The sequence below is a fragment of the Bacillus sp. JZ109 genome (assembly GCF_053903135.1).
In genome coordinates this window covers 386,921-412,364 of the sequence record NZ_CP096388.1, presented here as the reverse complement: position 1 = coordinate 412,364, position 25,444 = coordinate 386,921, and the positions used below count along the sequence as shown (strand labels likewise).

Here is a 25,444-nt window from a genome sequence, read left to right as displayed (position 1 = left end):
TGTTACGCAGTAAGCGCGATAATGATTGGAAGTGAAATCAATGACAGAATCGCACTGACCACAAACGCAGTTGCAGTTTCTTCTTCTTGTTTCTCGAAACGAGTCGCAATCATGGCTGCAACGGCAGAACCAGGGAATGCAACAAGAAGGATTGCTTTTGTTGTTTGGTCAGCCGGAAGTCCGATAGCAAGAGCAATCAAGAACATTAATGCAGGCTGAACCGCAACTTTTAGTAACGCAATACCGATAGCCGGCATACTGAGTTTAATTTTACGAATACCAACGGTAACACCGACAGCAAAGAGAGCAACACCAGATGTTGTGCTTCCAAGCTGATCAAGCATTTTAACACCCAGCTCAGGAAGAGTGAAATTGAAAACCAGCACTAAGATCATACTGATTAACGGAGCAGCTGCAAGCGGCTCACAAAGACCATGCAGGATTGATTTTCCTGTCATCTTCCAGAAGCTGTCGCCACTCTCTTCGTTTTTCTTAGAAGACTCACCAACAGTAGCGATAATGATCGCGAGCGGATCAAGAATCGCGTTAACCACGATACCTGTGACCGCGATCGGAATCGCAACTTCATTCGCTCCGAATAAGCTTCCCAATACCGGGATACCCATAAATGCGAATGTCGGCTGTGCAGAGTTCAAAGAAAATACAGATGAGTTCGTTAAATCATACTTGAAAATAAATCTGCAAACCAAAAGAATGATGATATAGAAACCAACAATCCCAATAATTAAAGAAATCATTAAAGGTACTTGTGATAAAAATTCACTTCTGGAAGTTGTCAAAATACCAGCGATAAAGTGAGCTGGAAGTGCGTATTTCGTTACTAACGTACTTACCCCTTTTGCCGACTTGGCATCATAACTTCCAAAATGTCCTGCAAACCAACCCAGCACGATAACAAAGAAGATCGGCGCCAGGAGGATTAAGATATCTAAGATGCTCAAAATATTCTCCTCCAAATCCTATGTCCGTATACTTTAGCTTTACAAAAAGCTTTCCCTCGGACAGAAAAATTTACTCGCTAATTATTTCGCGATGACTTTTTTGTATTCAGGTGTCCACATTGCATCAAGTACCGCTTGTTTCACATCTTCAGGCTGACGATTTGCCACGCCGTCTTTAATTGCTGCTTCAGCAACGGCAATCGCAACTTGGATAGAAACCTCTTGAAGCTTATCAATGCTTGGAAGCAATCCTGCTCCAGGTGTTTCAAGATCAACCATTTCAGCAATCGCATCAGCAGTTGCAGCAAACATAGCAGGTGTAATGATACGCGCTTCAGCTACAATTGAACCAAGTCCAAGGCCAGGGAACGCGAATGCGTTGTTAGATTGTCCGATTTCATAAGAAACACCGTTGTATTCTACATTGTCAAATGGGCTTCCTGTTGCAATAAGCACTTTTCCGTCAGTCCATTTGAACAGATCTTCAGGAACAGCTTCAGCAAGGTGAGTCGGGTTAGACATCGGCATGATAACCGGACGGTCTACGTGAGATGCCATTTCTTTTACAATTTCCTCTGTGAATGCACCTGAAACCCCTGAAGTACCAATCAAGATCGTTGGTTTCGCTTGACGAACAACTTCATCGAATGGAATTTGACCTTTTTCATCGCGCTTCCAGTCTTTCACTTCATCCGCATTGCGAAGGTAAGGTTTTTGGAAATCAAGGATGCCTTCGATGTCTTCAGTCAGCAAGCCTCTGTAATCAAGTGTGTAGAAACGTTTGTTAGCTTCTTCTTCAGATAATCCGGCTAGCACCATTGTGTCACGGATTTGGTCAGCAATACCGATACCAGCAGAACCAGCACCGAAGATAACAACACGCTGATCTTTAATAGAAGCGCCGGTTTTCTTCATAGCGGCAAGCACACCTGCAAGTGTAATCGCGCCAGTACCTTGAATATCATCATTAAATGTCAGGATTTCATGATTGTATTTTTTCATGATGTTGCGTGCATTTTTGTTGCCAAGGTCTTCCCAGTGAAGAAGCGCTTTAGGGAAGAATTTCAATGCAGCTTTTACATAAGCGTCAATGAAAGCTTCGTAGCGTTCACCTTGAACACGTTCATGCTTGTTACCAATATATAAAGGATCGTTTAGAAGTTTTTCGTTGTTCGTACCGACATCAAGCACAACCGGGATAACACGGCTAGGGTCAATACCAGCTGCAGCAGTGTAAACAGCCAATTTACCGATTGCGATATTAATACCGCCTACACCCCAGTCACCGATACCGAGAATGCTTTCGGAGTCAGTAGCAACGATAAGATCAATATCGCCTGCTGTCGCATGAAGGTTTTCAAACGCTTTTTCAATACCGTCAATGTTATCGATTGACAAGTAGATTCCTTGAGGTCTTCTATATTCATGGCTGTATTCCTGAATCGCTTCACCAACTGTTGGCGTGTACACAACAGGAAGCATTTCGCGAAGATGGTTTTTCAGCAATTTATAGAAAAGAACTTCGTTACGGTTTGCAAGATCACTTAAGTAAACATTTTGACGAAGGCGGTCAGGCTGCGCTTGGAATTGCTCGTACGCGCGTTGTGCTTGTTGATCAAGAGAAAGTACAGTTGGCGGCAGAAGCCCTTCTAAGCCGAGTTCTTGTCTTTCTTCTAGTGAAAAAGCAACGCCTTTATTTAAAGTAGGAATAGATAAAACTTCTTTTCCTCTAAGAGTTGTTTCTAAGTGGCCTTCTTTCGTTTTTTTTATGTTATTCAAGCAAATCTCCTTCTTTCTTGAAATAGTTAACCAAGTTAAGTAATAACCCATCTAAAATATGACCGATCATGATCTTTATGCGACTTTGTGACAATTATTCGAACAATGTCTCAAAACTATTTACATTACGTAAGCTATTGTATGCCTGTCAAAATCAAAATTCAAGGGAAGAAAATTACTTAATTTTTTAATATACTTATTTAAATTTTTTAATTGAATATTATCAGAATATAAAAAAAACACCGGTGTTTTTAGCCGGTGCATTCTATCTTTATACCCATGTTTTGGACTATTTTTTAGATTTACCTGGGACTTCGTGATGATGTCTGCATCTTGCTTCATATGATTCAGATGCACCAACCAAAATGACCGGATCATCGTAAGAAGCAGGTTTGCCGTCAATGAGGCGCTGGGTTCTGCTCGCCGGTGATCCACAAACAGAACAGACGGCTTGCAGCTTTGTCACACTTTCCGCAATCGCCATGATATTCGGGACGACACCGAACGGCTCTCCCCTAAAATCCATATCAAGGCCTGCTGCTATCACACGGTAGCCTTTATCGGCAAGAGATGATAAAACCTCAACAATTTCCTGATCAAAAAACTGCACTTCATCAACCGCAATCACATCTGTACTTTCACTGATGTGATCCCAAATGTCCGCAGCAGACGAAATGGCATAGCTCGTCATCGATGTTCCATTATGGGAGACAACAGCAGCTTCGCTGTATCGGTTATCAATTACAGGCTTAAATACCCTGACTTCCTGCTTGGCATAAGTTGCTCTCTTCACTCTTCTGATCAGCTCTTCAGATTTCCCCGAGAACATGCTGCCGCAAATCAGCTCAAGCCACCCGCTTTGTTTCATTATGTACATAGGCTTCGCTCCCCTCTCTCTGCCAGCTGTGTTTTAGACAATATAAAAAACAGGCAAGACTGCTGCTTGCCTGTTGAGAAATCTATTATTACTTAAGACCGTATTTTTTGTTAAAGCGATCAACACGACCATCAGCAGAAGCGAATTTTTGACGGCCAGTGTAGAATGGGTGGCATTCAGAGCAAATCTCAACGCGTACCTCTTCTTTTACTGAGCCTGTTTCAAATTCATTTCCGCAAGCGCATTTAACTGTTGCTTTTTTGAAATTAGGATGAATTCCTGCTTTCATTGTATCCATCTCCTTCCGCCCTGAATCCCGTGTGGAAACAGAGTTATTATTTCGGAGCATTGTCCGAAACGCATATGAGAAAATTATATCAGTGATTTACTTCTTTTGCAAATACAATTTACCTTCTTGCAGATGATAGATTTGCCTGTTTCCATTCTTGATTGAGAATATCGAAAAATTCCTGGTTTGTTTTGGTTTTTTTCATTTTTCTCATGAACTTTTCTGCGAAATCAGGTGAATCAGACATCGTTTTGCGGATAGACCATAAACGATCAAGATGCTCTTTAGGCACAAGCAGCTCTTCTTTGCGCGTTCCTGAACGGCGGATATCGATGGCAGGGAAGATGCGGCGCTCGGCAAGAGAGCGGTCAAGATGGAGCTCCATGTTGCCTGTTCCCTTGAATTCTTCATAAATGACATCATCCATACGTGAACCTGTATCAACCAGAGCCGTAGCAAGGATGGTTAAGCTGCCGCCCTCTTCGATATTTCTCGCAGCCCCAAAGAAGCGTTTCGGACGGTGGAACGCCGCTGGGTCAATCCCCCCGGAAAGCGTTCTTCCACTTGGCGGAATCACTAAGTTGTAGGCGCGGGCAAGCCGTGTGATGCTGTCCATCAGGATAATGACGTCTTTTTTGTGTTCCACGAGACGCATCGCACGTTCAAGCACAAGCTCGGCCACTTTGATATGGTTTTCCGGCACTTCATCAAACGTTGAGCTGACGACATCCCCAGCTACAGAGCGCTCGATATCGGTTACTTCCTCAGGTCTTTCGTCAATTAAAAGCACGATCAGCTCTGCTTCAGGCTGGTTCGCTGTAATGCTGTTGGCAATTTCCTTCAGCAGCATCGTTTTTCCGGCTTTCGGCGGCGCAACAATCAATCCGCGCTGCCCAAATCCAACCGGCGCCATCATGTCCATAATTCTTGTAGACAAGAAGTTCGGCTTTGTTTCAAGCACCATTTGACGATCCGGATAAAGGGGCGTAAGAGCCGGGAAATGCACACGCTCTTTTGCAGATTCGGGATCATCCCCATTTACTGCTTCAACGTGCAAAAGTCCATAGTAACGCTCATTTTCTTTTGGCGGGCGAACCTTGCCAGATACTTTGTCTCCGTTCCGCAAATCGAAACGGCGGATTTGTGAAGCTGAGATGTAAATGTCTTCTGAGCTTGGTGAGTAGTTGATCGGTCTCAGGAAGCCGAAACCTTCAGACTGGATGATCTCAAGAACGCCTTCCATAAACAGCAGATCTTCCTGTTCTGCATTCGCTTTCAGAATGGCGAAAATGAGTTCTTTTTTTGTCAGTTTACTGTAATAGGAGATTTTATAATGTCTTGCAAGTTCATAAAGCTCTTTCAATTTCATATTTTCCAAAGAGGAAATAGATACGTCTTTCATAAAAACACCACGCTTTTCATAGTCAATATCTTACTCTGAACATGTCATCTGCTGCTTTTGCACAACATCCGCCAAAGCACATTCTTTTTTTAACATAAAGGAACTTCTATCGGTAACACTTCCACCCATGATCGGCGCTTTTGTTAAAAGGATTGTCTTAATGAGTTTTGAAGGAAGCGAGGACAAAAACATGAGAAGATCAATACTTATATCGTCTGTATGCGGTAGAAATTGAAACTTTCCTAGTGCTTAAAAGAAGGTATTACGCAGAAAAATTCGCAGCACTCTTTATTTTTACCTTATTTCAAAAAATTATTCAACTGAAATAAGGTTTTGACACGGAATTGATAGAGTTGACGCTTTTCTGCAAAAGTTAAAGCGGGCTCACACCCGCTTTTTCTGTTTGTTATGGACGGATTACAAGATTTGGTTTCTTTTTCAAGCTGTGTCTGCCGTCAACGAAACGAACAGTGCCGGATTTTGCACGGATAACTAAGCTTTCAGTTGTACCGACAGAGCCTTTGAATTGAACTCCTTTTAACAGCTCGCCGTCAGTAACCCCTGTAGCTGCAAAAATCGCGTCATCACCCTTCACAAGGTCTTCCATGCGAAGGACTTTGCTTAAATCAAGGCCCATTTTGTGACAGCGAGTGATTTCTTCTTCGCTTTGCGGAAGAAGTTTACCAATGATTTCTCCGCCGAGTGCTTTTAGCGCAACAGCGGAAAGCACACCCTCGGGAGCGCCGCCTGATCCGAACAGGATATCAACGCCCGTGTGGTCGAAAGCCGTGTTGATGGCGCCTGCGACATCGCCGTCATTGATCAATTTGATTCTGGCGCCGGCCTCACGAAGCTCGGAAATGATTTTTGCGTGTCTTTCACGGTTTAAAATTGTGGCAACGACGTCCTCAACGTCCTTGTTTTTCGCTTTTGCCACCGCTTTAAGGTTGTCAATGACAGGTGCTTCGATGTCAATGCAGCCCACCGCTTCGGGACCGACTGCGATTTTTTGCATATACATGTCAGGAGCATTCAGAAGCGTGCCGTGGTCTGCGACAGCGATAACCGTCAGCGCGTTCCAGCCGCCGCTTGCTAAGATGTTTGTGCCTTCAAGAGGGTCAACTGCGACATCAACGCGAGGGCCGTACCCGTTTCCGAGTTTTTCCCCGATATACAGCATCGGCGCTTCGTCCATTTCCCCTTCACCGATTACAACGGTCCCTTTCATCGGCACTGTATCAAAAACGTCTCTCATTGCACTTGTTGCTGCTTCATCAGCCTCATCTTTTTTTCCCCGGCCCATCCATCTTGCTGATGCCAATGCCGCAGCCTCGGTTACACGTACCAATTCCATTGATAAACTTCTTTCCATTTCAACACGATCTCCTCTCACAAGAAACCATTATGAATTTTGAAGCTGTTCTATTTCTTCGTCAGTCATTCTTTCACGCCAAATTGTCGCTCCAAGCCCCTCAAGCTTCTTCTCAAGGCTGCTGTATCCGCGGTCAATATGCTCCAGTCCCGTAATTTCCGTGACGCCATCAGCCATTAGTCCGGCTACCACCAAGCAGGCTCCGGCACGCAGATCACTCGCCTTCACTTTTGCGCCTTGAAGCTCGACAGGACCTGTGATGATGGCAGATCTGCCTTCTACTTTCATATTGGCACCCATTCGTCTCAGCTCATCAATGTGCTTGAATCTTGCCGAGTAGATGGTGTCTGTGACGACACTCGTCCCTTTCGCCCTTGTCAGGAGCGCCGTCATCGGCTGCTGTAAATCAGTCGGAAACCCCGGGTATACGAGGGTTTTGACGTCAACCGGCTTTAAGTTCTTCTGCCCGCCGACAATGAGGAGCTGGTCGTCACTTGTTTCGATATGATAGCCCATTTCTCTCAGCTTTGCCGTTAACGACTCAAGATGAGTGGGAATGACATTATCGATAATGACTTCCTTGCCCATTGCAGCCCCTGCAATCATAAATGTCCCGGCTTCAATTCTGTCCGGAATGATCGTATGCTTGCAGCCGTGCAGCTCCTTCACGCCGTCGATTCGAATCACATTGGTGCCCGCACCTTTGATTTTGGCGCCCATGCTAGTAAGCAATGTCGCGACGTCAATGATCTCAGGCTCCTTGGCAGCGTTTTCGATGATCGTTTTCCCTTCTGCCAAAACAGCGGCAAGCATAATGTTAATCGTTGCCCCAACGCTTACGACATCTAAATAAATCCTTGCGCCTCTCAGCCTTTCAGCTCGCAAATAAATGGCGCCTTGTTCATTGGTTACTTCAGCTCCGAGTGCTTCAAAGCCTTTGATATGCTGATCAATCGGACGGGGCCCTAAGTGACAGCCGCCAGGCAATCCAATGACCGCCTGCTTGAAGCGGCCGAGCATCGCCCCCATTAAATAATATGACGCGCGAAGCTTTTTTACTTTCCCGTTAGGAAGCGGCATGCTGATCATCGACGTAGGGTCAACAACCATTTCCCCATTCTCAAAATGCACGTTGCCGCCGATTTCCTTTAACAGGTCACGCAGCGTTTCAATATCTGAAATCTCTGGAAGCCCTTCAATTGTCACCTCGGAATTTGCCAAAATGGTTGCAGGTATTAACGCAACAGCGCTGTTTTTAGCGCCGCTGATATGTACTGTACCGTTTAACGAGTCACCGCCGGCAATATTCAACTTTTCCATGATAGTCTCCTTCCATAAGAAGATAGCTGCGGAGCTAAATAAAATGTCATTTTATTCTGTCTCTGCAAATAAAGCTCATGTCCAAAATCTAGCCAATTCGAAGAGAAAGAATACAACACATTGTAAAATATCAGGAAGAAAATAGCGAAGCTTTGGGGGGTACAGGTTTCAAAAGATGCACAGAGACCCGCCGGCTCGAGAGACATCGTCGTCATCCGGCAAAAGCAGTACGCATACCCTTCATTCCGATATCAGCTTCTGCAGCCCAATGATTCCTTCTCTGTAAAGCGGCGTCAGCATCTGAAGATCCGCTGTATCAGGTCGGTGAAATACAAAGGCCGCGGCAAACAGGCATAAAGCTGTTTGCCGCCCCTTTCATTATTTGTTCCAGTCTGCCAGGAATTGTTCGATTCCTTTGTCTGTTAATGGGTGCTTCGTGAGCGCATGAATGACTTTCAGCGGCATTGTGCCGATATGAGCCCCTCTAAGAGCAGCTTCTGTCACGTGCTGCGGATGGCGGATTGACGCTGCAATGATTTGCGTGTCAAGGCCGTGAATGTCAAAAATCTGTTTAACTTCTGAAATCAGGTCAAGCCCGTTGTGGCCGATGTCATCTAAACGTCCCAGGAATGGAGATACATATGTTGCCCCCGCTCTGGCAGCAAGAAGCGCCTGGTTGGCATTGAAGATCAATGTAACGTTTGTTTTGATGCCTAAGTCAGTAAGTGCTCTTACCGCTTTTAAACCGTCAGACGTCATTGGGATTTTCACCGTAATGTTCGGAGCGATCTTCGCCAGTTCTTTTCCTTCCTCGATCATTTCCTCAGCTTTCAAAGAAATAACCTCTGCGCTTACAGACCCTTTCACGACGTCTGTGATCTCGCGAAGACGGTCGTGGAATGATACGTTAGCTTCCTTTGCTACTAAACTAGGATTCGTCGTTACACCGGCGAGAATTCCTAATTCATTCGCTTCTCTAATTTCATCGATATTGGCTGTATCAACAAAGAATAACATTTTCAAAAAGCCTCCCTGATTAAGAAATTTTCTGAACTGTGAATATGATTGCGCTTTCTAAAGATAGACGGAAAACCGCCTGTCAAGCTGTCAGGCGGCTATAAAAAGTTCCAATTGAATTAAGCTTGGTTTGAAGAACCAAATTCACGCATTTTACCGATAACTGTTTCTTTGATCGCTTCACGAGCTGGTCCAAGGTATTTACGTGGATCGTACTCGTCAGGCTTAGCTGCCAATGTTTCGCGAACAGCTTTTGCAGAAGAAATTTGGTTTTCAGTATTCACGTTGATTTTAGCTGTACCAAGTGAAATTGATTTTTTGATGTCAGCAGTCGGAATTCCAGTACCGCCGTGAAGAACTAGCGGAAGACCAGTTGATTTTCCAATCTCTTCCATTTCTTTGAAGCCAAGGTTTGGCTCACCTTTGTAAGGGCCGTGAACAGAACCTAATGCAGGTGCAAGGCAGTCGATGCCAGTGCGCTCAACAAGCTCTTGGCACTCTTTAGGATCAGCGTAGATTACGCCTTCAGCGATAACGTCATCTTCTTGTCCGCCTACTGTTCCAAGCTCAGCTTCTACAGATACTCCGTGGAAATGAGCAAGCTCAACAACTTTAGCAGTTGTTGCTACGTTTTCTTCAAATGGATGGTGAGAAGCGTCGATCATTACAGATGTGAAACCTGCATGAATCGCTTTCGCACAAGATTCAAAGCTTGAACCATGGTCTAAGTGAATCGCAACAGGAACTGTCACTTTGTACTCTTCCATAAGTGCTTTTACCATAGCAACGACTGTTTTGAAGCCGCCCATGTAGCGTCCCGCACCTTCGGAAACACCAAGGATCACTGGAGATTTTTCTTCTTCAGCTGCTTGTAAAATCGCTTGAGTAAACTCAAGGTTGTTTAAGTTAAATTGTCCTACAGCGTACCCTTTTTCTTTAGCTGTATTCAACATTTCCGTCATAGAAACTAAAGGCATGTCGAATGTCCTCCTTATGTAGCCTGATTGTCTTCTAGCGAAAAAAGCTTTCCACCCTAGCATGACCCATATATTGCTGTCATATGTAAATACTCAGATCGCTTTTTCTCCATAACTAGGATACCAACTTTTCGACAAATCGGCAACATAATGACATGATTCATTTGTTTCTTCTTTTTGTCAGTTAGACTTCAGGGGCAGATATTTTTTGACGGCGTCTCTGATTTCGTCGATGTCAAACGGCTTGGCAAAGTGCGTCAGAGCGCCCAATTCCTTCGATTCCTGGATCATGTCGAGCTCTCCGTATGCCGTCATGATAATGACCCGGATGTTTTCGTCAATGACCTTCATCCGTTTTAAGATTTCGATTCCGTCCATGCCGGGAATTTTCATGTCCAAAAGCACAAGGTCGGGCCGTTCTTTTGTCACAATGTCAAGCGCCTGCAGGCCGTTCGCAGCCTGAAACGTCTGGTAGCCTTCTTTATTGAACACTTCATTTAGCAAAATACGAATGCCGTATTGATCATCAACGATTAAAATTTTTTCATTCATCATTTTACACCCCAATATTATGATTTTCGTCAAAAGTAAGCAGTATTGTATGTATTCTGTTTGATTTTCCTATTTCCTTTAATTATAATAGTCTACTTTACGACATTTTCTGAGCATTTTCTCTTTTGTTGTATACTGATATTGTACGTTATAAAGGAGGATTCACTTATGTTGAAAATATTCACGACGCAGTTAACAGGTATTTTTTCCCGCATTCAGGATAAGGAATCTGACGCGATTGAAGATGGGGCGCGGCTGCTTGCTCAAGCGGTGATCAGCGGGCATTCCATTTATTTATACGGAGCAAATGAGCTGCAGGGCATCTTTTTTGAGGCCACTGAAAGCAAAGAACCCTTCCCATCTGTCAAAGCCTTTCCAGAAAGCGCTGAGGAAGTGACAGAAAGCGACAGGGTGCTGATGTTTTGCTCAGGGACGGGCACAGCCGAAGAACAGGCGCTCGCAAAAGAGCTTTATGAAAAAGGTGCGGGAGTCGTATGCGTATCGCCCGCAGCCAAAGACAGTGCGGGAATAGAACAGTATTGTGATGTGCATATTGATTCTAAATTAAAAATGCCGCTTGTTCCGGATGAAGACGGCACCCGTTACGGGTTTCCCTCTTTAATGACAGCACTGTATGTCTATCACGCTTTATCGTTTACACTAAAAGAAATTCTGCAAGAGTATGCATAATATCTTATTGTACATGCTGGAACTTGCCGGAAACAAATAAAAAAGACTTGCCCGCTTTTGACAAACGGCAAGTCTTTTTTATTACTTCTGATTTGCAGCTTCGACAGACGCTCCGATAAAGCCTTTGAATAGAGGCTGAGGTCTTGTCGGTCTTGACTTGAACTCTGGGTGGAACTGAGAAGCCACGAACCAAGGGTGGTCTTTCAGCTCGATGATTTCAACAAGGCGTCCATCAGGGCTTGTGCCTGAGAATACGAAGCCTTGCTCTTCCATTTGCTGTCTGAATTCATTGTTAAACTCATAGCGGTGGCGGTGGCGCTCGTACACCACTTCATCCTGATACACTTCAAAGGCTTTCGTGCCTTCTTCAAGCTTACAAGGGTAAAGGCCTAGACGAAGCGTTCCCCCGAGATCCTCCACATCCTTTTGTTCAGGAAGAAGATCAATGATCGGGTATTGAGTTGACGGATCAATTTCCGCTGAGTGGGCACCTTTTAAGCCCAATACGTTTCGTGCGTATTCAATAGACGCCACCTGCATGCCCAAGCAAATGCCCAAGAACGGAATGTTGTTTTCGCGCGCGTATTTTGTCGCGACGATTTTACCTTCAACACCGCGGTCTCCGAATCCGCCCGGCACAATGATGCCGTCTGTTCCGCTTGTGAGTTCTGCGATATTGTTTTCTGTCACTTCTTCCGCGTTGATCCATTTCACTTTTACATCTGTGTCAAACGCATAGCCCGCATGGCGGAGAGACTCGACAACAGAAATGTATGCGTCAGGAAGCTCAACGTATTTGCCGACAAGGCCGATTGTAATCGTTTGAGACAGATTGCTGACTTTGTTAACAAGCTCTTTCCATTCGGACATTTCCGCTTCTTTGCATGCCAATTTCATGTGCTCGCAAACAAGCTTATCAAGCCCTTGTTTTTGAAGCTCCAACGGAATGGAGTAAAGGTTGTCCGCATCTTCACATTCAATAACCGCTTTTGTATCGATGTCGCAGAAAAGCGCGATTTTATCTTTCATATCTTGAGAAATCGGCATTTCTGTACGAACGACGATGATGTTTGGCTGAATGCCCAAGCTGCGCAATTCTTTTACGCTGTGCTGTGTCGGTTTTGTTTTTAATTCGCCAGCAGCTTTAATGTAAGGTACGAGCGTACAGTGGATGTACATTACGTTTTCACGGCCGATGTCGCTCTTCATTTGGCGGATCGCTTCAAGGAATGGCAGTGATTCGATGTCTCCGACAGTACCGCCGATTTCTGTAATGACAACATCTGCGTTTGTCTCTTTCCCTGCGCGGTAAACACGGTCTTTCAATTCGTTTGTGATGTGCGGAATGACCTGTACGGTTCCGCCAAGGTAATCTCCGCGGCGTTCTTTTTTAAGAACTGTTGAATAGATTTTACCTGTTGTCACGTTGCTGAATTTATTCAGGTTAATGTCGATAAAACGCTCATAGTGACCAAGGTCCAAGTCTGTTTCAGCGCCGTCATCCGTTACGAATACTTCACCGTGTTGGTACGGGCTCATTGTTCCTGGGTCAACGTTGATGTATGGATCGAATTTCTGAATCGTCACGTTCAGTCCGCGGTTTTTCAGCAAACGCCCTAATGAAGCTGCTACAATACCCTTTCCAAGTGAGGATACAACTCCCCCGGTTACAAAAATATATTTCGTCATTTCGTTTGCTCCTCTCTTCGCTCTTAGCTACATTTTTAAAATGTACTATTTTATAAAAAATCATTTAGCCTTTTAAATGATTTATAAGAAAAATGAGGGGTGAAAATAAGAAAGCTCCCTTTCAATTTCTTGAAAGGGAGCATAACGTACTATGTTCTCTCTTCGTTTTTGAAGAGCCCAAAATACATACTACATAGTTCGACTATGAAAGTCAAGATCGTTTTGAAGATGAAATCTGATACTATTTAATTTCCTCTTCTTCATCATCATAGTCTTCATCATCTTCATCAATAATATCTTCTTCGATCTCAAGATCATCGTCGTCTTCATCAAGATCTTCATCGTCAAAATCGTCGGCTTCAAGATCGAGTTCTTCCTCAACTTCATCCAAATCAAGGTCGTCTTCGTCGATCTCTTCAAACTCGTCAAGATCAAGATCTTCTTCGACTGCTTTCTTCGCTTTTTTCTTTTTCGCCTTGACTGTCGGCTGAGTTTCTTCATCAAGCTGATCATACGGATACCAGCTGCGAAGCCCCCACGTCTGGTCAGAAAGCGCCAGGAAGCGGCCGTCAATGTTTAAATCTGTATAAAATTGAGCGATGCGGTCTCCAAGCTCTTCTTTTTTCACGCCGAGCAAAGATGCGATTTCATTTAAAAGCTCCTGAAAAGGAACTGGTTTTTTATGTTCTTCAAATAATTCGTGAGCGATTTCAACTAAAGCCATTTCCTTTAGCTCTTCCTGTGAATATTGTTTGATACCCAAGGTCGGACACTCCCTTTCTATTACTTATATGTATCTGTTTTATCAATAATGAAAGCGATTTTGTATCGTTCTTATACAAACCATACCTCTCATTATAAACAAAATAAAACAGAATATGCTACCCTTAACAGCGTTAATTTAAATAATTTTACAAGAGTGATCCGACTGAGAGATGTTTTCCGTTAATCCGCGAGCATTCTGGAGATGACCAGTCTTTGAATTTCTTGAGTGCCTTCATAGATTTGCGTGATTTTTGCATCACGCATATAGCGTTCTACCGGATAATCTTTTGTATAGCCGTAGCCGCCGAAAATCTGCACGGCTTCGGTCGTTACCTTCATCGCCGTATCCCCAGCCATCAGTTTGGACATGGCGGAAGCTTTTCCATATGGAAGGCCCGATGATTCTAACCACGCAGCCTGATAGGTCAATAGCCTTGAAGCTTCTATCATTGTCGCCATATCCGCGAGTTTAAAAGCGATGCCCTGCTGCTCGGCGATCGATTTTCCGAATTGCTTTCGCTCTTTTGCATATTGAAGCGCCGCATCAAGCGCTCCTTGGGCGATGCCTACGGCTTGTGCAGCTATGCCGTTTCTGCCTCCGTCAAGCGTCTTCATCGCGATTTTGAAGCCTTCTCCTTCTTCTCCGAGACGCTTTGATGCGGGCACCACACAATCTTCGAACATGATTTCCGTTGTCGGTGAAGAACGGATGCCCAGCTTCTTTTCTTTCTTGCCTGTAAAAAATCCTTCAAAATCCTTTTCTACTATAAAAGCGGTAATGCCTCTTTTCTTTTTCTCGGGATCGGTGACGGCAAAAACAATGTAAATATCAGCAACGCCGCCGTTTGTGATAAACACTTTGGAACCATTTAACACATAGTCATCGCCGATTCGTTCAGCAGTTGTTTTCATGCTGCCGGCGTCAGAGCCAGACCCTGCTTCGGTCAAAGCGAATGCGCCGATTTTCTCTCCGAGGGCCAGCTGTGTTAAGTACTCTGTCTTCTGTTCCTCTGTCCCAAAGGCAAACAGCGGCCAGCTGCAAAGAGAGATATGGGCGGAAAGCGTCACACCGGTGGAGGCGCACACTTTTGACAGCTCCTCCACCGCGATGACATAGGCTAAATAGTCACTTCCGATTCCGCCGTAATCTTCAGGCCACGGAATTCCCGTCAGCCCCAGATTTGCCATTTCCCGAAACAGCTCGCGATCGAAGCGTTCTTGTTCGTCCCGTTCTGCTGCTGTCGGGGCCACCTCATGCTTCGCAAAATCGCGCACCAATTTTCTTATCATCTCATGTTCTTCTGATAATGAAAAATTCATTGCTTCTCCCCCATTTTCAGATCAGCGCCTAAAACGGATTGAGCCAGAAGCTCGACGACGTCGTACGTTTTGACTTGGTCTTCGGCTTCCTTCGCCTTTGTGCCGTCCCCAAGCATTGTGAGACAATACGGACAGCCAGAACTGATCACCGATGGGTTGACTGCGAGCGCTTGCTCTGTCCTGGCGACGTTAATCCTGTTGCCTGTTTCTTCCTCCATCCACATTAATCCCCCGCCGGCTCCGCAGCACATGCCGGTTTCCCGGTTTCTCTCCATTTCAACAAGCTGCACGCCCGGAATGGCTTTCAAAATCTCTCTCGGCGGATCATAGACTTCATTGTACCGGCCCAAATAGCACGAATCATGGAAGGTAATCGTCTCATGAAGCGGGTGCTGCGGTCTTAATTTTCCGTTTTTCACAAGCTCGGCCAGCACTTCTGTATGATGATAAACCTCGCCTTCAAATCCGAAATCCGGATATTCGTTTTTAAATAAATTGTATGCATGGGGATCGATCGTAACGATTTTTTTGACATCATTTTTTTCAAATTCAGAAATATTCTTCTCAGCCAGCTCTTGGAACAAAAATTCATTTCCGAGGCGGCGCGGCGTGTCTCCTGAATTTTTTTCTTTATTGCCGAGGATCGCGAAGGACACGCCCGCGTGATTGAGCAGCTTGGCAAAGGAAATTGCGATTTTCTGGCTTCTGTTGTCGTAAGACCCCATGGAGCCTACCCAGAAAAGGTACTCAAATTCTTTTCCTTCTTTTTTCATTTCTTTTACAGTCGGAATCTCAGCATCCGGCGCCTCGTCACGCCAATTTTCACGTTCCTTGCGGTTGAGTCCCCACGGATTCCCCTGCCGCTCAATACTTGTCATTGCGCGCTGGGCGTCACTGTCCATTTTTCCTTCTGTCAGTACGAGGTAGCGGCGGAGATCGATGATTTTATCCACGTGCTCATTCATGACCGGGCATTGATCCTCACAGTTCCGGCAAGTGGTGCATGCCCAAATTTCTTCCTCTGTGATGACGTCGCCGATCAAGCTTGGATTGTAATCAAGCGCCGCTGCGGCTTCCTGCGATCCGCTGCCCGCTGACGCCGCAGCCAGCTGATTGCCTCTCGTATGCCGAAACGCTGCTGCGGGCACCCATGGGGAGCGCGAGGTGACGGCAGCGCCTTTTTCCGTGAGATGGTCTCTGAGACGCAAAATCAAGTCCATCGGAGAAAGCATTTTTCCGGTGCCTGTTGCAGGACACATATTGGTACAGCGGCCGCACTCGACACACGCATATAGATCAAGCAGCTGAGACTGTCTGAAATCCTCAATTTTTCCCGCTCCGTAGCTTTCTTTCGTTTCGTCGGTAAAATCAATTTTTTCAAGTTTTCCGGCAGATTCCATTCGATTGAAAAAGACGTTTGCCGGGCCGGCGATTAAATGGGCATGCTTCGACTGAGGCACGTACACTAAAAAGCTAAGCAAGAACAGAAGATGGATCCACCAAGCGATATAGAAAATCACCGCCGCGCCTGTTTTCCCGACACCGCTAAGCATAAACGCAATACCTGAGGCAATTGGCTCGCTCCAAGAAAGCCCATGCTCATGCCAAATCAGATTCATCCCGTTCCCAAGCAGAACGGTCAGCATTAATCCTCCGATAAAAATGAGAACGAGTCCGGCTTTGAAACCGCGTTTCAGCCTCACGAGCTTTTCGATATAACGTCTGTAGAATGCCCACCCAACAGCAATTAAAATGAGAAACGTAACAATTTCCTGAAAAAAGGTGAAGGCGGGATAGACAGGGCCAAGCGGCAGATTCCGGCCGGGAGCCAGTCCTTTGATGATAAAGTCAATTGCTCCGAACTGAACCAATATAAATCCGTAGAAAAACATGACGTGAATGATTCCGCTTTTCTTGTCCTTGAGCAGTTTTTTCTGTCCGAATACATTCACCCATATGGCGTGAAGCCGTTCCTTGAACCGTTGATCAAATTGTTCTTTCTGGCCGAGCTTGATGTAGGCCAGTCTCGTTTTGACCAAGTACACAAACAAATAGACAGCGTAAGCGGTTACAATCAGAAATAATAATGCATTTGCGATGAGAAAGCCGCTCATTCCAATTCCCCCTTTTTACTGATAAAGACCGCGATCCCCTACCCCCGAATCTGTATAAGATTATCTTTATGATAAATAATGAATGAGTGTTCAGTCAATAATTAAATTCCTGCTGTTCGGGCACACTACCTTTACTACGGAAAGGAGTGCCGGTATGAAGGTATTTATCGTGATTATGATCATTGTCGTTATTTTCTTTGCCTTGATTCTGCTTGATATCTTCATGGGCCGTGCCGGATACAGAAAAAAGGCGTACGAGCCTGTTTTTTCAAAAAAGAAGAGTGACATCGAATTGATCCACTGCGGCGCTGATCTCGTTGAGCGGATGATGAATGATATTCGCCAGGCCGCCTCTTCTGTTCACATGATGTTTTTTATTATGAAAAATGATGAGGTCAGCCACAATATGTATACCTTGCTGAAAACAAAAGCCCAAGCTGGCGTCTCCGTTTATTTGCTTCTGGATTGGGCGGGCTGCCGGGCAATTAAAAAAACGGCGCTGCAGACGATGAAAAATGCCGGCGTCCATGTCCATGTGATGAATCGTCCCCGTTTTCCTTTTTTCTTTTTTCACATGCAAAAACGGAATCACCGGAAGATTACGGTGATAGACGGAAAAATCGGTTATATCGGCGGGTTTAACATCGCCGAAGAATATCTTGGAAAGAAGGCGAAGTTCGGCAATTGGGAGGATTATCATCTGCGCATGATGGGAGAAGGCGTACATGATCTTCAAACGCTTTTTGCTTCTGATCTAAAACGAAATACCGGAATCGAACTGGGTTCGGATGTTTGGCCAAAGCTTCAGCAAGGGACTATTTCTCACAAGATATATGCGACTGACGGTTATTCCCTTGAAAACACATACTTGGCCAACATTGCCCAAGCGAAGAATCGCCTTACGGTTTGCACGCCTTATTACATTCCATCAAAACCGCTTCAAGAGGCCCTTATTAACGCAAGAAAAAACGGCGTATCCGTGAGAATCATTGTACCGATGAAATCAGACCATCCGCTGGTACGAGAAGCAGCTTTTACGTATTATTCGGAGCTTTTGGATGCCGGCTGTCTTATTTATCGTTATTATCAAGGGTTTTATCATGTAAAAGCCCTCATCATAGACGACCATCTCAGCATAATCGGAACAGCCAACTTCGATAAACGAAGCCTGTTTTTAAATGAAGAGGTGAATGTCGAAATTGATGACGAAGCGTTTACAAGTGAAGTCTATGCCACGATTGAGGAGGATATGAAAAAGTCGGAGCGGCTGACCATGGAGGATTTCAGCAAGCGCACATTCAGGCAGCGCCCGGCGGAATGGCTCGGCAGGGCATTATCTTATTTCTTATAAAGGAGAGTTCCTATGATTTTCAGATTCGGGTTCGTTTCAAATGCGATGAGCCTTTGGGATGCGTCTCCCGCTAAAACATTGACATTCGCGCGTTATTCAAAGCTTTCAAAGACTGAAAGAAAAGAAGCGCTTCTGACTGTGACAAAAGCCAATTTGCGCAATACGATGAGAACCCTTCACTATATCATCGGCCACGGCATTCCTTTGTACCGTTTTTCCAGTTCGATTGTGCCGCTGGCTACGCATCCCGACGTGATGTGGGATTTTGTAACACCGTTTCAAAAAGAGTTTCGGGAGATTGGAGAGCTTGTTAAAACGCATCAACTGCGAACAAGCTTTCATCCAAATCAATTCACTCTGTTTACGAGCACGAAGGAATCCGTCACAAAAAATGCGGTAACCGATATGGCCTATCACTACCGCATGCTTGAGGCCATGGGCATTGCTGATCGCTCCGTTATCAACATTCATATTGGCGGCGCTTACGGAAATAAAGACACCGCCACTGCACAATTTCATCAAAATATAAAACAGCTGCCGCAGGAGATCAAAGAGCGGATGACACTTGAAAATGATGATAAAACATATACAACGGAAGAAACGCTTCAGGTCTGTGAGCAGGAGGATGTTCCGTTTGTCTTTGACTTTCATCATTTTTACGCCAATCCAGACGATCACGCCGACCTGAATGTAGCACTGCCCCGCATGATCAAAACGTGGGAGCGGATCGGCCTTCAGCCAAAGGTTCACTTGTCTTCCCCAAAATCGGAGCAAGCGATACGCAGCCATGCCGATTATGTTGACGCCAACTTTTTGCTGCCGCTGTTGGAACGCTTTAGGCAATGGGGAACGAATATTGATTTCATGATTGAAGCAAAGCAGAAAGACAAGGCGCTTCTCCGCTTGATGGATGAATTAAGCTCCATCCGCGGTGTCAAACGCATCGGGGGCGGTGCGCTGCAATGGAAATCATAAATGTGCAAAAATAGGTTTACGACTTGTCAGCTTTGGGAACTTAGGCTATATAAGACAACAATCGATGGAGGAGAAAGATCATGAAAAATATCAAGTCTCTGAAAGTAGCCGCACAGGCCTTTACTTTAAGAAATTTGATTCATCTTTATAAAATGTGCCATTCCGGAAGCCACGAGGTTTATATTTATTCAAAGAAAACGATGTGCAAAATCAAAAGCTTAATTGAGCTTGAAACATTCCGCATGGCTCATAATGAAAAGGAATATTTGATCGTAGTTGAAGGAACAAAAGCATCACAGCTCATTGAAAAATTCCAAAATCTCATCGAGCCTGCTGAGAGAGAAGCGCTCTAACTTACATACAAAAAAGGATAGACATCTGTCTATCCTTTTTCTTAAGCTCTTACATAATGGAGCTGAACCGCTTGTCCAAATTGTTTTGTCCCTTTTAACCGCAGTTTTGTTTCATTTGTTAGTTCGTGAAACAGCGGGATGCCGCTTCCTAAAACGACGGGAATAACAGTGATGATGAATTCGTCGATGGCATCTTCTTTCATAAAGTCATTCACAAGCTCTGCCCCGCCAGCTATCCAGATGTTTGAGCCTTTTTCCTGTTTCAAACGGGCAGTGAAGGCTCTGGCTCCCTCATTGATAAACGTCACATGTTCATCTTGATAACTGTCGGGCGATCCTGTAAAAACATAGCAGGTTTTATCCTGATATGGGAAAACCGGTGTTAGCACTTTAACGTGCTCATATGTGCCCCGCCCTAGAATGACTGTATCAACAGTCTGATAAAAATCACTGTAGCCGTTGTCACCTTCACCTTCAAATTCATCCAGCCAATCGATGCTTCCATCTTCTTTTGCGATCATCCCATCCAATGAAACAGCAATGTACAGCACAGTTTTTCTTTCCATGTTCTCCTCCTATCGCTGCACAATTTGCCCGAATTGCGCTTGATGCAGCCTGCTGTATAGGCCTCCGGCTTCGATCAGGTCTTGATGACAGCCTTGTTCTTCAATACCGTTGTTTGTGACGACTACAATTCTGTCCGCGTCTTTGATCGTCGCCAGCCTGTGGGCGATGACAAGCGTCGTGCGCCCCTCAGACAACTCTTGAAGCGCCTTTTGGATCGCCGCTTCCGTCTCTGTATCAAGGGCTGAGGTGGCTTCGTCGAGAATCAAGATCGACGGATTTTTCAAGAACATCCTTGCAATTGACAGACGCTGTTTTTGCCCGCCGGAAAGCTTCACGCCGCGTTCGCCAATCATAGTATCCAACCCATCGGGCATGTTATGGACGAGCTCTTCCAGATGCGCCTGCTTCACAGCTTGCCAAATGTCTTCTTCTGATGCGCCTAGTCGGCCGTAGGCGATATTTTCTCTAAGCGTGCCCGAGAATAAGAAAACGTCCTGCTGCACGACGCCAATCTGCCCGCGCAACGAAGAAAGCGTCATGTCTTTTATACTGATCCCGTCAATCGTAATGTAGCCCTCCGATGCTTCATAAAAACGCGGAAGCAGACTGCAAAGCGTTGATTTCCCCGCACCTGACGGACCGACGAACGCCACCGTTTCCCCCGCTTGAATGGATAGGTTGATGTCATTGAGGACATTGTGATGGCCATCATAGCCAAACGAAACATGTTTATAGCGGATATTGCCCTTCAGGCCGGAAACATCTTTCGCATCAGGTGAATCCTGAATGTCCGGCTCTGTCTCCATGAGCTCCATATAGCTTTTGAAACCCGCGATCCCCCTCGGATACATTTCGATAATGGCATTAATTTTGTCAATAGGCCTGAACAGCACATTTGTCAGGAGCACAAACGCCACAAATTCCCCGTACGATAAGGAGCCGCGAATGACAAACCACGTCCCGCACAAAAGGACAAACAGCGTGACAAACCGGGTCAGCATATAGCTGATTGAACCGTTTTTCGCCATGATTTTGTAGGAAGAAAGCTTTGTGGCACGGAAACGCTGGTTATTGACGGCGAAACGTTCTTTTTCAAACGCTTCATTTCCGAACGCCTGCACAAGCCGGATGCCGCCGATGTTATTTTCTACACGCGCGCTGAAGTCTCCGATATCCTTGTTCAGCGTGGTAAATGCTTTGGTCATTTTTTTGTTGAAATAAAGCGCTAGCCAAATGACGATCGGCATAATGATAAACGTTAATAAAGCAAGCTGCCAGTTAATAAACAGCATCACTCCGAACGCCCCGAGAATGGTCATGACCGCAATGAATAAGTCTTCCGGTCCGTGATGAGCGACTTCACCGATATACATTAAATCGTTCGTGAGCTTCGACATCAGCGTTCCCGTCTTGTTGTTGTCGTAAAATTTGAACGAGAGCTTTTGCAAATGGTCAAAAAGCGACTTTCTCATATCAGTCTCAATATTGATACCAAGCATGTGTCCCCAGTAGGTCACGATATACTGAAGAGCCGAGCTGAGCGCGTACACCGCAAATAACCCGATTGAGGTCGCGATGATCAGCCCCCAGTCCCTGCCCGGCAGCAAGGTATCAATAAAATAATTGACGATCAAAGGAAAACTCAGCTCCATTAAACCTCCCGCGATCGCTGAGAAAAAGTCGAGAAAGAACAACGTTTTATATGGTTTATAATATGAAAAAAATTGCCGCAGCACCCTATCTTCCCCCAATGTATAAATAACTGATAATATTTCTCAATTATACTATACACGGGCTGTTTTGAAAGATCAGATTTCTTTTTTCTTACAGAACACCTGAAAACAAGCGGGCAAATGACTCTTTTGTCCGGTCAGCCACGCCTCTTTTATAAAAGCCGACAGGGCTGAGCTTTTCACTTTCCTGCATATCCTCTTCAAAATGGGTCTCAAGGGTTCGGATCGCTTCGGCATCCGTGAAGAACACATTCACTTCAAAGTTGAGCTGAAAGCTGCGCATGTCCATATTCGCGGTGCCGACGGAGGCGAGATCACCATCAATGATCATGACTTTTTGATGCATGAAGCCTTTTTGGTAGGAGTACACTTCAATGCCCTCAAGAAGCAGCTCCGGGAAATAGGACCTCGACGCGTATTGGGTCAAAAAGCTGTCGTTCTTCTCCGGCACCATAACCCTTACCTCTACCCCCTTTGTCGCCGCTGCTTTTAGCGCCGTGCGAATGGATTCATTGGGGACAAAATAGGGCGTGGCGATCCATATTGATTTCTGCGCTGAAGAAATCATTTCATAATAAAGGTCGCTCATGCTTTCCTTCATGTCAGGGCCTGTCGCGACAATTTGATAAATGCCTCCTCCTTCCACGGGAACCGGGGTATTGTACTCCTCTTGATCAATTAGCACTTCATTGGAGACGTATTCCCAATCCAGCATAAAGATAGCGTGGAGCGTTTGCACAATTTCCCCCTCAAGCCGCAGGTGTGTATCTCTCCAAAATCCGATGTACGGATCTCTGCTGATATATTCCTTTCCAACATTTAATCCGCCCACAAAACCGGTTTTCCCATCGATGATCACGATTTTCCGGTGATTTCTGAAATTCAGCTTCTGGTTGAAAAACCCGTATTTCAGCGGAGAAAACGGGACGATGTCCACCCCCGCTTGTTTCATTCTCATAATATCTCTTCTTGCCAGCTTCATGCTTCCTGCCGCATCGTATAAAAACCTCACCTCGACACCCTGGCGCGCTTTCTCCATCATAATGTCCATCATGCCGCGTCCGAGCATGTCTGATTTAAACATGTAGTATTCAATATGTATGTAAGATTCCGCTTTTCTCATCGCTTTGAAAATGTCCGGGAAGGTTTCTTCGCCGTTTTTCAGCACTTTGATGTTGCTTTTCGTATTGATATTCATATGGGCAGCCCTGATGGAATATGTAAAGAACCTCTCTTGATTGTCCTTCAGCCCTGTCACTTCGGGCGTTTCCTCCTTGTCAAACAGCTTCCTGAGCTTTTCCCTGTTGTACATTCGTTTTGTCTTAAACAGCTTTCCCTTTACATAAAGCTGTCCCGAAAACAGATAAAACACGTAGCCGGCGATTGGAAAAAAGACAAGAATATGGATCCATAGCAGCGTGTGCTGCGAGGTGCGGTTTTCAAGAATTAATGAATAGATGCTGAACAAAATAATGCTTATATAGCAAAGCAATCCTCCGTAAAACTCAAGCCTGGAAACCGGAAAAAACCAAATGACATATGCCCCGATGAGCATCATATATAAAAAGAAAAATTCCAGTCTCCTTTTCAGCATCCTGATTCTCTCCAATCTGATTCAATTACCTCTGTATTACCTCTTTTTTCTAATCGATAAACCTTGTAAGTAAATAACCTCTCCGCCGAAGGAGGAGAGGTTTAGAGAAAACTAACTGTCAAGGAATTCATCCGCATCGTTTCTGCAGAAATAAAGCAAGACTATTGGCAACGCCGAGTGACAACATGAGCGGCAGGCCGAACCCGCTGAGCACTCCGGCAAGCGCCGAAAAAGAGGCAGCGCTGTGACTGCAAATACGGTGGATAGAGTGAAGTTGATACCCATTCTGATGAGAGAAAATATATAAAACGGGATATTGATCAGAAAGAAAATAAGGAGTTAATCAGGCTGAGTCATAATCTTCTGTTCCGCCGGTTTAAAATGAGTAAAATCCGTTTTATTCTTGATGTTATTTCCAAATACAAACACAACAGGATTCCCGGCCGCCCAGCCATTACCTTGGCAGAAGATATCTTATGTTTTCATCAAGATAAAAAAATCCCCCTCTTTCAAGGGGGATTTTCACGAGCGTTTCCGATATACAACGTAGCTGCGGGTCAGATACTTGAGCGGCAGACTGAACACATGAACCAATCTCGTAAACGGCCACAGGATAAAAACGACGTATCCTATCACAATATGAAACTTAAACCATAGCGGGACACTCTCCATCAAAGAGGCGTCAGGCCTGAACAAAACGATTTCCCTGAACCAGGGCCCGACTGTGGTCCGGTAATCAAATCCTTTCGAATCAATGTTGAGAAACGTGGCCGCAACGCCTGACAGCATCATGAACAGCAGCAGGAGGAGCGTAAGGATATCGGATGGCGAGCTCGTTTTGCGGATTCTTTTGTCAAACAGCCTTCTGTACGTCAGGATGACAAGTCCGGTACATGCCGCAATGCCCGCCGGCAAGCCAGCGCCAATCGCCATTTTGTGATACATATGCTCTGAAATGCCAAGGGAAGCATACACGCCTTCTGGGATCAGAATCCCCATGACATGCCCGCCGACAACGCACAGCAGTCCCCAGTGAAAAAGTGTGCTGCCCGCCGCAAGTTTTTTCTTTTCTAACAGCTCGCTTGATTTCGCCGTCCAGCCAAATTGGTCATGCTGGTAGCGGTAAATATGGCCGCCGATAAAGATCGTCAATACAATGTATGGCATAATACCCCAGAGGATCTGCCCGCTCATGCCTGAACAGCCCCTTCAACGCTTTCACGTACGCCGATGGTTTCAAGCGCGGCCAGCAGCACGTGCAGCAGTTCAGCGTATATACTGTCATTTTTTTCGAGACGGGATGCCAGCTCCCTCACATTGGACAGATATTTCTCAAACACGCTTCTCGCTGCTTCAATTTCTGCAGCCGCAGCAAATTCCAGCATCAGCGGCAGATAATCAGGCAGCTCTTTCTCTGTCGGCAGAAAACCGGATTGCTCGTATGCGTTTTTTAAATGCAGCAATTCAATGCCGCGTTCCCTTTGCTCGCCCGAGTTAAAGTAGGTGACATACATATTTGTTTTTTTTCCAAAGTCGAACGTATAGACATAGTGTTCAATCAGCGCTTCCGGTGAAAAGCTGGCTGACGCCTCGAAAAAGTGCAGCAGCTTCTCTCGGATTTGCCGGTTGCCGATTTCATGGATAAGAGCCTTCCATTCGGGAATCTCGGCTCTCCACTCTTCATCCGGATAAGAGAGAAGAGAGGAAAGAGCGGAGAACGTAATTTGCCGGTCTGTGGTGTTCATC

General features: G+C 45.3%; 24 protein-coding genes and 1 pseudogene. 4 read left to right on the top strand and 21 right to left on the bottom strand.

Features of this window, described 5'->3' with window-relative positions; all coding sequences use genetic code 11:
* Window positions 1-2 precede the first annotated feature (2 nt).
* From M1D94_RS02130 to spo0F, 11 genes are all read right to left on the bottom strand, one after another.
* A complete protein-coding gene (locus M1D94_RS02130; RefSeq protein ID WP_003242497.1) occupies window positions 3-962 on the bottom strand; it encodes an AEC family transporter in 960 nt (319 codons plus the stop codon).
* An 81-nt stretch (window positions 963-1,043) separates the two neighbouring features.
* Window positions 1,044-2,741 (bottom strand): oxaloacetate-decarboxylating malate dehydrogenase, encoded by a 1,698-nt coding sequence (gene malS, locus M1D94_RS02125; protein ID WP_003244309.1) that lies wholly within the window; start codon window positions 2,739-2,741, stop codon window positions 1,044-1,046.
* A 289-nt stretch (window positions 2,742-3,030) separates the two neighbouring features.
* Complete coding sequence (locus M1D94_RS02120; protein ID WP_014478269.1) at window positions 3,031-3,618, bottom strand: thymidine kinase; 588 nt, start codon at window positions 3,616-3,618, stop codon at window positions 3,031-3,033.
* Window positions 3,619-3,706: 88 nt separating this feature from the next.
* Window positions 3,707-3,907, bottom strand: a complete 201-nt coding sequence (rpmE, locus tag M1D94_RS02115; protein ID WP_003151132.1) for a 50S ribosomal protein L31 — start codon at window positions 3,905-3,907, stop codon at window positions 3,707-3,709.
* Window positions 3,908-4,025: 118 nt separating this feature from the next.
* Window positions 4,026-5,309, bottom strand: coding sequence for a transcription termination factor Rho (gene rho / locus M1D94_RS02110; protein ID WP_003221939.1), 1,284 nt, complete (start codon window positions 5,307-5,309; stop codon window positions 4,026-4,028).
* A gap of 30 nt (window positions 5,310-5,339) precedes the next feature.
* Window positions 5,340-5,501, bottom strand: coding sequence for a hypothetical protein (locus M1D94_RS02105; RefSeq protein ID WP_003227632.1), 162 nt, complete (start codon window positions 5,499-5,501; stop codon window positions 5,340-5,342).
* A 214-nt stretch (window positions 5,502-5,715) separates the two neighbouring features.
* Window positions 5,716-6,681, bottom strand: coding sequence for a class II fructose-bisphosphatase (gene glpX / locus M1D94_RS02100; protein WP_003242962.1), 966 nt, complete (start codon window positions 6,679-6,681; stop codon window positions 5,716-5,718).
* 30 nt (window positions 6,682-6,711) lie between these two features.
* Window positions 6,712-8,001, bottom strand: coding sequence for a UDP-N-acetylglucosamine 1-carboxyvinyltransferase (locus tag M1D94_RS02095; protein WP_003227628.1), 1,290 nt, complete (start codon window positions 7,999-8,001; stop codon window positions 6,712-6,714).
* 378 nt (window positions 8,002-8,379) lie between these two features.
* Window positions 8,380-9,018, bottom strand: coding sequence for a fructose-6-phosphate aldolase (fsa, locus tag M1D94_RS02090; RefSeq protein ID WP_003227626.1), 639 nt, complete (start codon window positions 9,016-9,018; stop codon window positions 8,380-8,382).
* Between the two features lie 119 nt (window positions 9,019-9,137).
* Window positions 9,138-9,995 (bottom strand): class II fructose-bisphosphate aldolase, encoded by an 858-nt coding sequence (locus tag M1D94_RS02085; RefSeq protein ID WP_003243339.1) that lies wholly within the window; start codon window positions 9,993-9,995, stop codon window positions 9,138-9,140.
* A 180-nt stretch (window positions 9,996-10,175) separates the two neighbouring features.
* The gene (gene spo0F / locus M1D94_RS02080; RefSeq protein WP_003227621.1) at window positions 10,176-10,550 is read right to left on the bottom strand and encodes a sporulation initiation phosphotransferase Spo0F; all 375 of its coding nucleotides are present in this window, start codon (window positions 10,548-10,550) and stop codon (window positions 10,176-10,178) included.
* A gap of 165 nt (window positions 10,551-10,715) precedes the next feature.
* Between spo0F and M1D94_RS02075 the strand changes: the two genes are divergently transcribed.
* Window positions 10,716-11,237, top strand: a complete 522-nt coding sequence (locus M1D94_RS02075) for a DUF2529 domain-containing protein (RefSeq protein ID WP_032727050.1) — start codon at window positions 10,716-10,718, stop codon at window positions 11,235-11,237.
* Between the two features lie 81 nt (window positions 11,238-11,318).
* Here the strand turns inward: M1D94_RS02075 and pyrG are convergent, their stop codons facing one another.
* The 4 genes from pyrG to M1D94_RS02055 form a co-directional block, all read right to left on the bottom strand.
* The gene (gene pyrG / locus M1D94_RS02070; protein ID WP_003227612.1) at window positions 11,319-12,926 is read right to left on the bottom strand and encodes a glutamine hydrolyzing CTP synthase; all 1,608 of its coding nucleotides are present in this window, start codon (window positions 12,924-12,926) and stop codon (window positions 11,319-11,321) included.
* Window positions 12,927-13,167: 241 nt separating this feature from the next.
* Window positions 13,168-13,689, bottom strand: a complete 522-nt coding sequence (gene rpoE / locus M1D94_RS02065; RefSeq protein WP_003227609.1) for a DNA-directed RNA polymerase subunit delta — start codon at window positions 13,687-13,689, stop codon at window positions 13,168-13,170.
* Between the two features lie 182 nt (window positions 13,690-13,871).
* Entirely contained in the window at window positions 13,872-15,011 is a 1,140-nt protein-coding gene (gene acdA / locus M1D94_RS02060; RefSeq protein WP_072175620.1) for an acyl-CoA dehydrogenase AcdA, read from the bottom strand.
* Window positions 15,008-17,125: a heterodisulfide reductase-related iron-sulfur binding cluster gene (locus M1D94_RS02055; RefSeq protein ID WP_072173777.1), complete on the bottom strand. Its 2,118-nt coding sequence runs from the start codon at window positions 17,123-17,125 to the stop codon at window positions 15,008-15,010. The genes acdA and M1D94_RS02055 overlap by 4 nt, the downstream gene beginning before the upstream one ends.
* Before the next feature lie 154 nt (window positions 17,126-17,279).
* Here M1D94_RS02055 and cls (M1D94_RS02050) point away from each other — a divergent pair, with 154 nt between their 5' ends.
* The 3 genes from cls (M1D94_RS02050) to M1D94_RS02040 all read left to right on the top strand — a co-directional run bounded on the left by cls (M1D94_RS02050) (window position 17,280) and on the right by M1D94_RS02040 (window position 19,804).
* A complete protein-coding gene (cls, locus tag M1D94_RS02050) occupies window positions 17,280-18,476 on the top strand; it encodes a cardiolipin synthase (RefSeq protein ID WP_187001944.1) in 1,197 nt (398 codons plus the stop codon).
* A 12-nt stretch (window positions 18,477-18,488) separates the two neighbouring features.
* Window positions 18,489-19,451 (top strand): UV DNA damage repair endonuclease UvsE, encoded by a 963-nt coding sequence (uvsE, locus tag M1D94_RS02045; RefSeq protein WP_124059346.1) that lies wholly within the window; start codon window positions 18,489-18,491, stop codon window positions 19,449-19,451.
* An 80-nt stretch (window positions 19,452-19,531) separates the two neighbouring features.
* A complete protein-coding gene (locus M1D94_RS02040) occupies window positions 19,532-19,804 on the top strand; it encodes a hypothetical protein (protein WP_003227597.1) in 273 nt (90 codons plus the stop codon).
* A gap of 41 nt (window positions 19,805-19,845) precedes the next feature.
* On the opposite strand, the gene M1D94_RS02035 is transcribed toward M1D94_RS02040, so the two are convergent.
* The 6 genes and pseudogenes from M1D94_RS02035 to narJ all read right to left on the bottom strand — a co-directional run bounded on the left by M1D94_RS02035 (window position 19,846) and on the right by narJ (window position 25,443).
* Entirely contained in the window at window positions 19,846-20,370 is a 525-nt protein-coding gene (locus M1D94_RS02035; RefSeq protein ID WP_014481206.1) for a dihydrofolate reductase family protein, read from the bottom strand.
* A 9-nt stretch (window positions 20,371-20,379) separates the two neighbouring features.
* Window positions 20,380-22,107, bottom strand: coding sequence for an ABC transporter ATP-binding protein (locus tag M1D94_RS02030; RefSeq protein ID WP_424934894.1), 1,728 nt, complete (start codon window positions 22,105-22,107; stop codon window positions 20,380-20,382).
* An 88-nt stretch (window positions 22,108-22,195) separates the two neighbouring features.
* Window positions 22,196-23,698: a cardiolipin synthase gene (gene cls / locus M1D94_RS02025; protein ID WP_038829823.1), complete on the bottom strand. Its 1,503-nt coding sequence runs from the start codon at window positions 23,696-23,698 to the stop codon at window positions 22,196-22,198.
* A 130-nt stretch (window positions 23,699-23,828) separates the two neighbouring features.
* Window positions 23,829-24,034: pseudogene (locus M1D94_RS02020) on the bottom strand (YitT family protein); the annotation flags it as partial.
* A 186-nt stretch (window positions 24,035-24,220) separates the two neighbouring features.
* Entirely contained in the window at window positions 24,221-24,892 is a 672-nt protein-coding gene (gene narI, locus M1D94_RS02015; protein ID WP_003242665.1) for a respiratory nitrate reductase subunit gamma, read from the bottom strand.
* Complete coding sequence (gene narJ / locus M1D94_RS02010; protein ID WP_456270402.1) at window positions 24,889-25,443, bottom strand: nitrate reductase molybdenum cofactor assembly chaperone; 555 nt, start codon at window positions 25,441-25,443, stop codon at window positions 24,889-24,891. The genes narI and narJ overlap by 4 nt, the downstream gene beginning before the upstream one ends.
* Window position 25,444: the final 1 nt, after the last annotated feature.

Coding starts and splice junctions, on each gene's coding strand:
- M1D94_RS02120 (WP_014478269.1), bottom strand. CDS start 3,618: ATGTACATAATGAAACAAAGCGGGTGGCTTGAGCTGATTTGCGGCAGC.
- rpmE (WP_003151132.1), bottom strand. CDS start 3,907: ATGAAAGCAGGAATTCATCCTAATTTCAAAAAAGCAACAGTTAAATGC.
- rho (WP_003221939.1), bottom strand. CDS start 5,309: ATGAAAGACGTATCTATTTCCTCTTTGGAAAATATGAAATTGAAAGAG.
- M1D94_RS02105 (WP_003227632.1), bottom strand. CDS start 5,501: ATGTTTTTGTCCTCGCTTCCTTCAAAACTCATTAAGACAATCCTTTTA.
- glpX (WP_003242962.1), bottom strand. CDS start 6,681: ATGGAAAGAAGTTTATCAATGGAATTGGTACGTGTAACCGAGGCTGCG.
- M1D94_RS02095 (WP_003227628.1), bottom strand. CDS start 8,001: ATGGAAAAGTTGAATATTGCCGGCGGTGACTCGTTAAACGGTACAGTA.
- fsa (WP_003227626.1), bottom strand. CDS start 9,018: ATGTTATTCTTTGTTGATACAGCCAATATCGATGAAATTAGAGAAGCG.
- M1D94_RS02085 (WP_003243339.1), bottom strand. CDS start 9,995: ATGCCTTTAGTTTCTATGACGGAAATGTTGAATACAGCTAAAGAAAAA.
- spo0F (WP_003227621.1), bottom strand. CDS start 10,550: ATGATGAATGAAAAAATTTTAATCGTTGATGATCAATACGGCATTCGT.
- M1D94_RS02075 (WP_032727050.1), top strand. CDS start 10,716: ATGTTGAAAATATTCACGACGCAGTTAACAGGTATTTTTTCCCGCATT.
- pyrG (WP_003227612.1), bottom strand. CDS start 12,926: ATGACGAAATATATTTTTGTAACCGGGGGAGTTGTATCCTCACTTGGA.
- acdA (WP_072175620.1), bottom strand. CDS start 15,011: ATGAATTTTTCATTATCAGAAGAACATGAGATGATAAGAAAATTGGTG.
- M1D94_RS02055 (WP_072173777.1), bottom strand. CDS start 17,125: ATGAGCGGCTTTCTCATCGCAAATGCATTATTATTTCTGATTGTAACC.
- cls (WP_187001944.1), top strand. CDS start 17,280: ATGAAGGTATTTATCGTGATTATGATCATTGTCGTTATTTTCTTTGCC.
- uvsE (WP_124059346.1), top strand. CDS start 18,489: ATGATTTTCAGATTCGGGTTCGTTTCAAATGCGATGAGCCTTTGGGAT.
- M1D94_RS02040 (WP_003227597.1), top strand. CDS start 19,532: ATGAAAAATATCAAGTCTCTGAAAGTAGCCGCACAGGCCTTTACTTTA.
- M1D94_RS02035 (WP_014481206.1), bottom strand. CDS start 20,370: ATGGAAAGAAAAACTGTGCTGTACATTGCTGTTTCATTGGATGGGATG.
- cls (WP_038829823.1), bottom strand. CDS start 23,698: ATGCTGAAAAGGAGACTGGAATTTTTCTTTTTATATATGATGCTCATC.
- narI (WP_003242665.1), bottom strand. CDS start 24,892: ATGAGCGGGCAGATCCTCTGGGGTATTATGCCATACATTGTATTGACG.
- narJ (WP_456270402.1), bottom strand. CDS start 25,443: ATGAACACCACAGACCGGCAAATTACGTTCTCCGCTCTTTCCTCTCTT.